General features: G+C 59.4%; 9 protein-coding genes. 4 read left to right on the top strand and 5 right to left on the bottom strand.

Features of this window, described 5'->3' with window-relative positions; translation table 11 throughout:
* The first annotated feature begins 264 nt into the window (after positions 1-264).
* The 3 genes from CA85_RS08820 (at position 265) to CA85_RS08810 (ending at position 4,306) form a co-directional block, all read left to right on the top strand.
* The gene (locus CA85_RS08820; protein WP_146390935.1) at positions 265-942 is read left to right on the top strand and encodes a redox-sensing transcriptional repressor Rex; all 678 of its coding nucleotides are present in this window, start codon (positions 265-267) and stop codon (positions 940-942) included.
* A 273-nt stretch (positions 943-1,215) separates the two neighbouring features.
* Positions 1,216-1,827, top strand: coding sequence for an RNA polymerase sigma factor (locus CA85_RS08815; protein ID WP_146390934.1), 612 nt, complete (start codon positions 1,216-1,218; stop codon positions 1,825-1,827).
* 70 nt (positions 1,828-1,897) lie between these two features.
* Entirely contained in the window at positions 1,898-4,306 is a 2,409-nt protein-coding gene (locus tag CA85_RS08810) for a YfbK domain-containing protein (RefSeq protein WP_146390933.1), read from the top strand.
* 46 nt (positions 4,307-4,352) lie between these two features.
* On the opposite strand, the gene CA85_RS08805 is transcribed toward CA85_RS08810, so the two are convergent.
* Complete coding sequence (locus CA85_RS08805; protein ID WP_146390932.1) at positions 4,353-5,624, bottom strand: FG-GAP repeat domain-containing protein; 1,272 nt, start codon at positions 5,622-5,624, stop codon at positions 4,353-4,355.
* A gap of 76 nt (positions 5,625-5,700) precedes the next feature.
* Positions 5,701-7,422, bottom strand: coding sequence for a hypothetical protein (locus tag CA85_RS08800; protein WP_146390931.1), 1,722 nt, complete (start codon positions 7,420-7,422; stop codon positions 5,701-5,703).
* Positions 7,423-7,981: 559 nt separating this feature from the next.
* Here CA85_RS08800 and CA85_RS08795 point away from each other — a divergent pair.
* Entirely contained in the window at positions 7,982-8,527 is a 546-nt protein-coding gene (locus CA85_RS08795; RefSeq protein WP_146391007.1) for a DOMON domain-containing protein, read from the top strand.
* A 471-nt stretch (positions 8,528-8,998) separates the two neighbouring features.
* Here CA85_RS08795 and CA85_RS08790 read toward each other — a convergent pair whose 3' ends face one another.
* The 3 genes from CA85_RS08790 to gap all read right to left on the bottom strand — a co-directional run bounded on the left by CA85_RS08790 (position 8,999) and on the right by gap (position 12,248).
* Positions 8,999-9,811 (bottom strand): type III pantothenate kinase, encoded by an 813-nt coding sequence (locus CA85_RS08790; protein WP_146390930.1) that lies wholly within the window; start codon positions 9,809-9,811, stop codon positions 8,999-9,001.
* Positions 9,808-11,064 carry a GTPase ObgE gene (obgE, locus tag CA85_RS08785; protein WP_146390929.1) on the bottom strand — a complete coding sequence of 419 codons (1,257 nt, stop codon included), beginning with the start codon at positions 11,062-11,064 and terminating at the stop codon, positions 9,808-9,810. Before obgE ends, CA85_RS08790 begins: the two co-directional genes overlap by 4 nt.
* Positions 11,065-11,219: 155 nt before the next feature.
* Positions 11,220-12,248: a type I glyceraldehyde-3-phosphate dehydrogenase gene (gene gap / locus CA85_RS08780; protein ID WP_146390928.1), complete on the bottom strand. Its 1,029-nt coding sequence runs from the start codon at positions 12,246-12,248 to the stop codon at positions 11,220-11,222.
* Between the last annotated feature and the right edge of the window lie 56 nt (positions 12,249-12,304).

Here is a 12,304-nt window from a genome sequence, read left to right as displayed (position 1 = left end):
CCGTCGGCCACACTAAAGCCGGTCGGCCGCTTACAAGAGCGGGAGGGTCGAGTTGCAATCACTCGCCGCTAACACATGCATAAGGCGTGCGGGATAGCGAAAATGATTCCGATGCACAAACTACATCGTCTGCGGATGAATCATGGAACAAAGAAACGTGGCCGACCAGGTAAAATATGGTGACTGGGCAGTGCAAACTTACCGTCCGTTCCGATTCTATGAACTATACCGATTGCGCAATCCACATCGCGAAAGCAACGCTTCATGATCCCTCCCACTCCACTCGGAATGCCCGACGAAGATGGCTCCGGTGAAATTGCTCGTACGGATTTATCTACGCCTGCCGTGGGGCGGCTGAGCCTGTACTACCGAGAGCTACACCGTTTGCTCGATTCCGGCCAGACATCGACGAACAGCCGCGACCTGGCCGCGATGGTGAACGTGTCTGCGGCCGTCGTTCGACGAGACCTCAGCTCGATCGGATCGGTGGGCCGGCGGGGTGTCGGTTACGACGTCGAATCACTCGCCAATCACATCGGTGCCGTGCTCGGCAGCGGTGTGCACTGGAAAGCGGTGATGATTGGGGTCGGCTATCTCGGCAACGCCCTGCTCCGCTACCGGGGCTTCGAGCGGCTCGGCTTCTCACTCGCGGCCGCCTTTGATACCGACCCGGCTAAGATCCATCAGGTGGTTGGAAGTACAAAGATCCTACCGATGGATCAGCTCGAAACGGTATTGCGGGAGGTGAAACCCGAACTGGCTATCCTCACCGTACCGAGTGAGCAGGCCAAGGAAGTCGCTGACAAAATCGTCGGACTCGGGATCCAAGGGATTCTGAACTTTGCCCCCACCACGCTGCGGGTTTCATCGGCCGTCGCTGTCATCAATGTGGATCTCGCTAGCGAGCTGCAGCAGCTCGCTTTCCGCATCCAGAACGGTTAGCAGCCCGGAATCGTCGCGAAGCCCCTGCCAACTCATGAACTCCGGCATGCAACCGCCGCCGGTCGCAGCCCGATCGGCGATTTTTTGAATTTTGACTAATAATCCGATCGCGAGCACGTTGTCACTTTTAGGCGAAGCGGTTTTGCCTCGTTTTGGGATTTGAACCGACACCCCGGGGCCGAGCGCCCGAGGAACCCCGGCCACTGGTGCGGCGGACTGCCTCGAGGTATTCGGATCAGCTCCCATCCTTCCTCATCTTTCAGTTGAACTACCATGCCGGCCCAATCTCTTTCCGGTGACTCCGGCGCTGTCGCTGGTGCGAGCGACGATGACCCGAGCGATGTGATCGCGCGAGCTGTCGACGAACACCAGCGGAGTTTGTTGGCGTATGCCGCCGGACTGCTGCGTGACCCGATCGCGGCCCAAGATGCGGTGCAGGAGACGTTTCTGCAGTTGTGTCGCAAGGCGCGTCAGGTCGCTAGCAGTGACGATCCGCCCACGCTCGGCGAGTTCGCGGCCCGCTTGGCACCCTGGTTGTTCACGGTCTGCCGAACGCGAGTGATTGACATGCAACGCAAGAAAACGCCCCAAAGTTTTAGCTCGCGGCAAGGCCCGACCGAGCCCGCTGAGTTGGGGCCCGAAGCCATCGTGAGTGATCCTGGGCCGACGCCCGCCGACGCCGCTCAAGCGACGGAGGAACACCGACTCGTCGCGGACTCGATCAGCGGATTGACGCCAAAACAACGCGAGGTCCTGCAACTGCGAATGCAGGCCGGACTGAGCTACCGCGAGATCGCGGACGTGACGGGACTGACAACGTCGAATGTCGGCTTCCATTTGCACCAAGCCGTCGCGTCACTTCGCAAGCAACTCGTCACGGCCTGAGCCGTCTCCGAACTTGCTTCGGATGACTGCTCTACCGCATTAAAACAAATCACACATCGAGGTAATTAGAATGTCCACCACCGAAGACACATGGGACGATCCGCGTATCACGGCGTACGTGATGAATGAATTGTCGCCGACCGAAGCGGCACAATTTGAAGTTGAGCTGAAGGCGCAGCCTGAATTGGCGAGAGCTGTCGCCGAGGCTCAAGCCGTTGCCAAAAGGTTGGCGGGATTCTATCAGGAAGCACCGACAGCCACGCTCGACGCCGCGCGCCGCGAGGTGATCTCGGATGCTGCTGTCGCCGCGAAAGCATCCCCACGATCCAGCTCAGACTACTCGTCGAAGCGGCTCGCGGTCTGGGCGATCGCAGCCTCCATCTTGATGATCGCGATTGCACTGCCGCTGTGGATGTCGCCGAGAATTCGTACCGCGAGCTCATTCAATGCTGCGGACGAACTCGCTGAGTCGGCGACCGCGTTCGATGAACCAACGGCTGAGCTTCATGAGCAAGCGGTGTCGCAGAGGGGCCAATCCTCGGCTCCGGATCAGCGTCCGAGATTGAAGAGCTCACAACGTCGCCTGGACGCTTCGGCTCCGATGTCGACGCCACCGGCTGCGCCCGCTGCAGACTCAGCTGCTGACTTTGCACCCGCGGCTGCTTCTGCCCGCACTGCGGCTCCCGCGCCGACTGCGGCTCCCGCGCCGGCTGTGGCATCCTCCCGTGCTCGCGGGCGCAGGCTGAAGAAGAACGTGGACTCGGACATGGAGTCCTATGCCATGCCGGGTTCGGATGCGGGCGTGGAGGGCTTCGAGGAGTCCCCAGCGGCCGGGGAACGAGTGGGAGACCTTTTGGAGATCGTTGAAGGCAACAGCATGGAGCTCGCCCCAGAGCCCGCAAAGCAGCAGATGGCACGTTCCATTCCACGCACGTTGTCGCTGGGCAAGAGCGTTGAAATGAACGATCAAGGGACCGGCCCCGGTTCCCCCGGAGACAAGTTCGCACCGCTGGCGGACAACGAATTCCGCCGCGTCGCCGAGCATCCTCTGAGCACACTTTCGATCGATGTCGATACGGCCAGCTACGCCAAGGTCCGCAGCTACTTGCAGAGCAACCAGTTGCCACGGCCGGACGCGGTTCGAATCGAGGAAATGATCAACTATTTTCCCTACGACTATCCCTCCCCGTCAGCAGGCCAAGAGGACGCCGGTGCCCCGTTTGCTGCTGCGATGACCGCGACGACCTGTCCCTGGAAGCCGCAGCACCAGCTCGTTCGCGTGGGTTTGCAGGCCCAACGGCTGACGGATGAGGAACGCCCTCAGTGCAACTTGGTGTTCTTGATCGATACGAGTGGCTCGATGAGCCAACCGAACAAGCTTCCGTTGGTGATCGAGGGGATGAAGGTACTGCTCGATCAACTGCGAGTGGACGATCGTGTTGCGATTGTGGTCTACGCAGGCTCATCAGGCTTGGTGCTCGATTCGACCCCAGTCGAGGAGCGGCAGAAGATCTTACGTTCCCTGACGCAGTTGAAATCGGGAGGCAGTACCAATGGCGGTGCTGGCTTGCAACTCGCCTACGAAACCGCTCGAGAAAATTTCATCCAGGACGGCGTCAACCGCGTGATTCTATGCAGCGATGGGGACTTCAACGTCGGCATGACCGGCACCGATGCACTCGTCCGGGAAGCTCGCACGCAGGCCAAGTCCGGAGTTGACCTGACCGTGCTCGGCTTCGGCATGGGCAACCATAACGATGCCATGATGGAGAAGATATCCAACGATGCCGAGGGCAATTATGCCTTTGTCGATACGATTGCCGAGGCACATAAGGTACTCGCCGACCAGTTGACGGGCACCCTAGTGACGGTAGCGAAGGACGTCAAGATTCAGATTGAATTCAATCCCGCCGCTGTATCAGCCTTCCGATTGATCGGCTACGAAAACCGACTGCTCGCCAAGGAAGACTTCAATGACGACACGAAAGACGCAGGTGAGATCGGTGCCGGTCACCAGGTAACGGCGCTGTACGAAGTGGTCCCCGTTGGAGTGGAGGTCGAGTCGATTGCTCCGCCCGTTGATCCGCTGAAGTATCAAGCCGCCGGTGCCACCGAATCGGCCCTCGATCCCGGAACGGAAACTCCGCCAAACAGCGATGCAGAGGCGTCGTTGTCCACAGAGACGTTGACCTTGAAACTGCGTTACAAGCAGCCGCAGGGAACTGAAAGCCAGTTAATGACGCGCGTCCTCGACGGTTCGCCCATTCCGTTTGAGCAAGCCGATGGGGACCTTCGGTTCGCGAGCTCCGTCGCGGCCTTCGGGATGCTACTGCGTGAGAGCTCTTTCGTGGGCACATGGACATTCGACGACGTCCGTCAGCTCGCTGAAAACTCGATCGGCCCGGACCCGCACGGGCTGCGGGCAGAGTTCGTCGAGCTGGTCGAGAAGGCGGAGTCGCTTACCGTGAGCGAGCAGTAGACGATCGGACGCGGGGACCGGTGATGTCTGCGACAGAGGGTGAACGTTATTCGTCGCCTTGGTTGAGGTACACGACGACGTTATGAGTCGCCCGGCCACCCGCGATGATATCGAGCCAACCGTCGCCATTAACATCGGCGACGATGAGATCCTCGCATGCGACCTCATCGCCCACTCGCTGCTCCGCCCACGTTCCATCCTGCTGATGATCAAACACCAGGATGCCAACCGCAGGATTGGGGTCGCGATAGCCGACGACAATCTCGTCACTGCCGTCCTGATCGAGATCGGCACACCACAATGCATGCCCACCGCGCAGGTCGTCAGTCAGCACGATCCGATCGGGCTTCTCGTCGGGCACAAGCTCAGACAAGTCGTCGGGCAAATCAGCAAAAAGATTATCGGGCAATGGGTAGACGACCGCGTGTGTGCCATGCATCGGTTCGATCGTCGCCAGGAAACGCGTCCCGCCGGCGAGCTGTCCCGTTTTAACTTCGCCCGCCCCGCGCTGAGACGCCTCATCGCCCTGGGCACCGGCCAGCAATGGGATCCGGCGGTAGCGATTCGCCGAGCCGGCAGCGGGAGCAACCACCGAGATTCCCTCTTCGCTAGCGGTCAGTGTCACCGGTCGGTCCTGGGCCGTTTCCGTCGACATGCCAATCGCGTCGGGGTCGACACACCAGTGGTTGTGCATTCGATTCAGTTCGCCATTGAGGAGCGTGGGTTGCCAGCGATCCGTCCGAGGATCGCTGGGTATCTCCAATGCCAGCAGGCGGACTCCGTCGGGACGAACAGTCGCGTTGAGCGGTGAGACGACGAGTTGAGGCTCGCCTTTGCCGAGCACATCGGACCAGCGCATCCGGTGCGTCCATGGTTCGGCCGTAATGGCGTGCAGTTGCCATGGTGCGTTGACGTTCTCGCCCCGCGAAAGCCACTGGACGGTGCCACCGCTCTGCGGCCACCCGGCCCCGAGCGCCAGATCGATCTGACCGTCACGGTCAATGTCCAGCGGCGCCACGCAAACGTTGTCGGACTGAGTCACGCCATCGAGGATCACATGGGGTTTCCAATCCGGAGCTTGGTACCACAAAACGCGGTTCTCCGTCACGGCGATGATGTCATCCGCACCGTCGCCGTCGATGTCTTCAACGGCCACCGCGTAGACCACTTTGCCCGGCTGGGGATCGATGACCTGGGCGGTGAATTCGACCGCGAGCCCGGTGGTCGCGAGCAGGGCAGTTGCCCACACAACACCCCCGACGCAAAGCATCGGGGGGTAAGAAAATCGTGGGCCTTTGGCAAGTCGCGTCGATCGCATCGCATCGTCTCCCGGTCGAAGGTATTTCAGTTCCTCCGATTGTATCCGGGCTGCGTGCCAAACCCAACTAACTCATTCAACGGATCACGTTGTCTTCGGCCGAATCCACGCTCTCGGCAATCGATGCCGCTGGCGATTGGCCGATATTGGTCGCTGACCAAATCTTCGCCGGTGCTCCATCATTCCATTGGCTGATCGAGTCGATCACCTGGATGAGCGAGAGTTCCTCCAGGGGAGCGGACAAGCTGAGTTCCTCGGTGGCGGTCATTGCCGGCTCTGGATGCTCCACCTCATTGACCACGACCTGCTCATTCGTGTCGGCATTGGCTTCGTCGGCTGGGATTTCAGCAACCTGCGTGGCAGCTGCGTCCTGGGCAGCCCCGATTTCGACAGGTGACAGGATCAACTCATCAGCGACTTCCATCAAGACAATTTCTTGAAGGACAAACAGATCGTTTGCCGGCGCGTGTTCATCCTGGTCGGCAGAATCGGCGACAGCAATCTGCTGCAATGCCGGTGCATCGGGACGTTCATCGGCCACGGGTGCGGGGATTACCTCGCCGTCAATCTCCATGGTGACGATCTCCGCAACGGCGACCACTTCCTCGACGACAACCACTTCCTCGACAACAACCGGTTCCGCAGCGGGAGCAGGTTCACGGCGATCGGTGTCGACAGCGAGCTGTTCGCTGATCGGCTCTTGATCCAACCGAGGCGTTTGGATGGATGACGGAAGTTCCTCGACTGCGGACCGTTGGGTCGACGAAGCCACCCAGTTGCCGACGGATTCGCCGAGAGATGCAAAGCTCAGTTCGCGAACCCGACTTTGATCCAGGAGTTCGGAGGCGTCGTGAATGAGCTCGTCGAGCAGGCAATCTGGCGAGATCTCGATAGCGGGTGCCGCGGTGGCCAACGCCGGCGGAGCAACGGAACTTGCCTCCTCAGAACTTGGCTCGGACAATGAAACATAGTTCTTCGGGTGGATCGGCTGCACCGACGACAAGGGCAGATACTCGATCTCCAGATCTCGCTGAGCGATGTCATAGGGGAAGTACGCGTCGGGGATCGTTGCGATCACCGGTGCCGAACCGACGCAGGATGCGAGTTCATTGCCAACCACTTCATCGGTCTGGGCGGAGCCGGTCTCGTCCGCTTCAACGGCGACTACCAATTCGTCGCTAGGTGTGGCTTCTGCGGATTCACTCGCGGCTTCGGCAGAGATGTACTCCACCCACCAACAGTTCAGTTCAACGACCTCGTCAGCGAGCTGTTGGGCCGCTTTTGCTACTGCCATTTCGATGTCGGCATCCGCTGTCTGAGTCGCGGCTGTCTGAGCATCGGCTGCCGATGTCGTCACCAGCTCTGCCGACTGATCTGAGACCGGCGAGAAGGCACTGGTTTCGGGGGCGGACAGAGCCGAACGCCCCACCACGGCGTAGGGCTCGAGAAACTGCTCGACCGGAATACCGATCCTCTCCGCGGAGGAACCGACTGCGGCAGCGATGGACTGATTGAACTGGCTCGACGTGCGACTCAGTGGCGTCGCCACTGCCATCTCGACAGCCGAATTCGTCGGCGACGGGTTCACCTCGGTATCCGGAGTAAACTCGTGGACCAAGATGGAAATACCGCCTAGAGGAACCCGTGACTCCTCGGCCGCCATGGCGGATGAAACGCTCGCCACTAGCGAACTGCCGGCAACGAAAGAAGCCAACAGTAGTCGCCGAAGACGTGCCCGCCGAGCGGCGGCGAGACGAACTGCGAACTTCTTGAGATTTCGGAATGATTGCGATGTCATGTGAAAGATCCTATATGAATTAAACCTGCGGTCCTTCGCTGGTGTATGCGTCTCGGGTAAAGACGATTGACAAGAATGAAGTGCGATGGGCTCCGAAGGCCTGCGAGCAATAAATAGCGCCCGCTGGAGGTGGGAATGTTGAGGTGGGATTCGATCGATGCACGAGGCGGCGGAGGAAAAAATGTCCCGGATAGAAGACGAGAAACCGGTTCAGTCACCTGTATGTCCGGTCGGCATCGTTCGCGGCATTGCAGGTTATCGACGACCCTCAAGGTGAGGGGATATGATTCGATGAGAGAAAATGTGCATTTTTGCTAAAACTCGCCGTTTGTACGGATTGCACGGGAGCCGTCGGCCTATTGGCCGTCTTGATTGTCCCTGGGTTACGCACCACACTGTCACAACGCCGCGCTTCACCCCAGTAGGTCATTGACTCGCCATGCCGCTCGATTCAAAACAACTCGTTGACCCGACCATCTTGTTTCGCTTCGAGGTGCGATTGCTGAAACAGGATCTGGAGTGGACATCGCGAGGATTGTCTTTGCCCGAAGCTTGCCGGCTGCCCTCTTTCGCCGCCCTTTCGGGAGGCCCGATCTACGCCGACCTGCGCCTCGCTTGGTCGACCGAGGGCATGGGGTTCTCAGTCAAGGTGTCTGGCAAGCGGGCCATGCCATGGTGCCGCGACACACGTCTCGACGAGAGCGACGGGCTGCACCTTTGGATCGATACACGAAATAGCCCGAATATTCACCGGGCGACGCAGCACTGTCACCGTTTCCTGTGGCTGCCCGCCGGCGGTGGTCCCCAACGCGATCGACCTGTTGCTCAACTCGTACCGATCAACCGTGCCAGAGGAAATCCCAAGTCGATTGGCAACGGCGCGCTGAAGATTCATGCCGCCCCCAAACACGATGGGTACGAGATGTCCGGCTTGATTCCAAGTGCCGCGATGACCGGCTTCGATCCCGTCGACCAACCTCGGATCGGGTTCTACTATGCAGTCGCCGACCGCGAACTCGGCTATCAATCGTTGACCCTGAGTGAACAGTTTCCGGTAGCCGAGGATCCTTCGCTGTGGGGCGAAGCGGCTTTGATTTCAGCGTAGTGGTCTGTCACAGTTAAAAGTTAGGGTTGATCGTCCACTACCCTAAGAATAAGGGTTCATCTGACGGAAGCGTGCGCAGAGCACAGCGGAAGTTTTTTTGAGGCATGGCTCTCGTATCCAATGATCGTTCAAAAATGCGTCCCTGACGAACAAACGCTCGCCAGGGACCGACAACACCATTGGCGTACCGCTTTTGCAGGGAAACGCTGGCGACCGAGATATCCCTTGCCACGCCCGCACCTCTGCAGAGCTCGGCTCCGTTTCTCCCGGCATTGCCAGCCTAACATTGATAATCACATCCCTCAAATAAATCCTTGGATACGGGAGCCATGCCTTGAAAACCTCGGGCGCACGCTTCCGTCGGATGAGCCAGAAATAAGTCGTGACAGACCACTGGGACAGGCGGAATGCTGAGTGTCTCATTTCGGATCCCCTGTCGGCTGGGTAACCGGCAGTTCGCCGCCACGAACACTACCGTTGCCGCAATCCGGTACTCGATGCTTGGGTCTTCGAGAGCGCTGCCGAATCGAGGTTTGCCAATGTGCGGCAGACGAGGTGCGGATGCAGCTCGACGTCGAAGTCTGGGTTCGCAGAACTCCGCAGCCCTGCCGCGACGCAATCTCCATCGCCCCCGGTGACGACGACACACTGTGGATTGCCATAGAGTTCGACGAGACGTTGGATCCCGCCAACGACACTTGATAGGATCCCCAAGCGAATGGCGGCGACGGTGTCCAAAGCGGGAATGTTCTGCGGCGACAGGAGGTCCTGGGATTGGCAGGCACCCTGCCAGTTAATTTGCGGGAGGGCATCGGTACCGGCGGCGAGCGCCGCTGTTTGCATCTCCAGCCCGGGAACGATGGCGCCCCCACGATAAACAGCACCGGTATCGACGAGGTCGACGGTCACCGTCGTCCCCGCATCGACGACCACGAGCGGTCGCTGGTAGTCGTACGAGGCCCCCAGCGCGCCTACAAGTCGATCGATACCGACCCGTTCAGGGTGTTCGGTCGCGATGGCGATGGGGAGGTCATCCCAGGTGATCTGCCGGAAACGTACAGCGTCGCCTGCTACCGCTCGCGTCTGGGTAATCAATTCGTTTGCCGTCGCCCGGTTGACGCTGGCGATGCGCACTTCGGCGGTTTCTGCTTGTGAATAGTTCCACAACGTTTTTAAAATCGTGTCCATCGTGGCGTGATCGGATACGCGCCGGACAACAACGTCTGATTCTCCCTGCACGGCGATTTTGATCGCCGTGTTGCCAACGTCGATCCCAATGATCACGGCTGGGGGTCCGAATCGGAATGTGTTGTGGCGTCCTGTTGTTCCTCGGGCTCGGCGAGCGTCCGGCCCATCGGCGATTGCTTGCCCCACATCTCGGGCACATCTCGAGCTTGATGGTCGTTGGAGAGGGCGGCGGTGGGTCCCACTTTGTGCGGTGGTACCCGCCGTTTCTTTTTGCTCTCGGTGGGCACATCGACTTCGCGAATTGGGTTGACGTCCTCACCCGCCTCCATCATCTCCTGGCGACGCTCGGTGACCCGATCCATGATCTCTTCAACGAGTTCTCGCAATCCGATCTCAGCCGCGGCGCTGATCGCAAACAGGTCTCGCTGGTGTTCGACGGGATGATCCTTGAAATGCTGCTGCATCTCTTGGAGCACCTCGGCATCGGGATCGAGTTCGCTCTTAGTCAGCACGACCAACTCGTCCCGATCGGCCATGTTTTCATCGTACTGACGCAGCTCTTCCCGGATCGCAGCATAGTTCTCGATCGGGTCGCTGCCATCGACGGGTGTCGGTTCAACGAGGTGAACGAGCAAGCCGGCTCGCTCGACATGTCGCAGGAATTCGTGGCCGAGCCCCACCCCGTCACTGGCGCCTTCGATCAAACCGGGGATATCCGCGGTAACAAACGAACGCTCTTGATCGACATCGACGATTCCGAGGTTGGGAAACTTCGTCGTGAAGGGATACTCCGCAATCTCCGGCCGGGCGCTGGAAATTCGCGACAACAGCGTGCTCTTGCCCGCGTTGGGTTTCCCGATCAATCCCACATCGGCAATCGACTTCAACTCGAGCACGACGTGCCGTTCCTCACCGGGCGCACCGACGGTGTGCGTCCGGGGGACCTGGTTGGTCGATGATTTGAAGCGCGCGTTGCCATGACCACCACGGCCGCCACGGCAAATCACGAATTGCTCACCCGGCGTTGTGAGATCCTTGATCACAAACCCGTCGGCGATATCGATCACACTCGTGCCACAGGGCACGAACAGCCGCATGTCACGACCTTTGCGTCCGTGTCGCAGCGAGCCTTCGCCGTGCCGGCCCTTGTCGGCGCGGAAAAAGCGACGGTTGGCGAACGCAGCGAGCGAGTTCACCCCCACCCGAGCTTCAAAGATGATGCTGCCACCCTTGCCGCCATCGCCCCCATCGGGGCCGCCACGCGGGACGAATTTTTCGCGGCGAAAGCTCGTGCAACCATCGCCGCCTTTGCCTGCGGTGAACTCAACTTCGACGCGATCAATGAACATTCTGAGAAAGCTTACTAGCTTCGAGCTTCGAGCTGCTAGCGTTTTAGCTGGCGACTGTGAGCGGTGGAGCGGAAAAAAAAGGCGTGATGACGGTGCATCACGCCTTCATGATAATGGATCGAGCTAACAGCTAGAAGCTACTAGCTGATCGCTGCCTAGAGGAACTTCGCCAAACGGCTGCACAGGTCGGCGGTGCGGCAGGAATAACCCCACTCGTTGTCGTACCAGGAAACAACCTTGACGAACTTGCCATTGTCACCGAGGACTTGGGTGAAGTCCGCAGCGAAGATGCTGCTGTGCGAATCGTGAACGATATCGCTGCTGACGATCGGATCGGTCGCGAAGAATAGGATACCCTTGAGCGGTCCGCTGGCGGCCTTCTGGATCGCCTCGTTGATCGATTCCTTGGTGGCTGCCTTGGAAAGGTTGCAGGTCAAGTCGACCACGCTGCCCGTGGGAACCGGCACTCGCATGGCGATACCGGTCAGCTTGCCTTGCAGTTCTGGAATGACCAGACCAACAGCCTTGGCGGCACCAGTGCTCGTGGGTATGATGTTCAGGGCCGCGGCACGGGCACGATACAGGTCGCTGTGCGGTTGGTCTTGAACGTTTTGGTCGTTGGTGTAGGCATGAACGGTCGTCATCAGACCTTCCTCGATGCCGAACGTTTCATTGAGAACCTTGGCGACAGGTGCCAAGCAGTTCGTCGTGCAGGACGCGTTGGAGATGCACTGCAAATCTGCCGTCAACTTGTCGTCATTGACGCCGAGCACGCAGGTCAGGTCGGCGCCGTCTTTGGCAGGAGCACTCAGCACAACTTTCTTGGCACCCGCTTCGATGTGGCTGTCATAGCCAGGCTTGTCGCCCGAAGCGCGAGCGGTGAAGAAACCGGTCGATTCGATCACGATGTCGACCTTGTGATCTTTCCAAGGCAACTGACGTGGGTCTCGCTCAGCCAACGCGGCGATCTTCTTGCCTTCGACAGTCAACGACGTGTCATCAAAGCTGACTTCGCCGGGGTAACGACCGTGGACACTGTCGTACTTCAGCAGCGTCGCGAGGGTTTTGTTGTCGGTCAAGTCGTTGATGGCGACGACTTCAAACTCGTCGCTGCGTTCCATCAGGTTGCGGAAGGTCAAACGTCCGATGCGGCCGAAGCCGTTGATTGCTACTCGAATAGCCACTTTGCTCAGATTCCCTTGTAGGTGAAGTTCAGTTACCACTGTGTGGCCAGAATTAT

It is taken from the genome of Allorhodopirellula solitaria (genome assembly GCF_007859855.1).
Classification (GTDB): Bacteria; Planctomycetota; Planctomycetia; order Pirellulales; family Pirellulaceae; genus Rhodopirellula; species Rhodopirellula solitaria.
The sequence above is the reverse complement of the archived record's forward strand: the minus strand, read 5'-3'. Positions and strand labels throughout refer to the sequence as shown.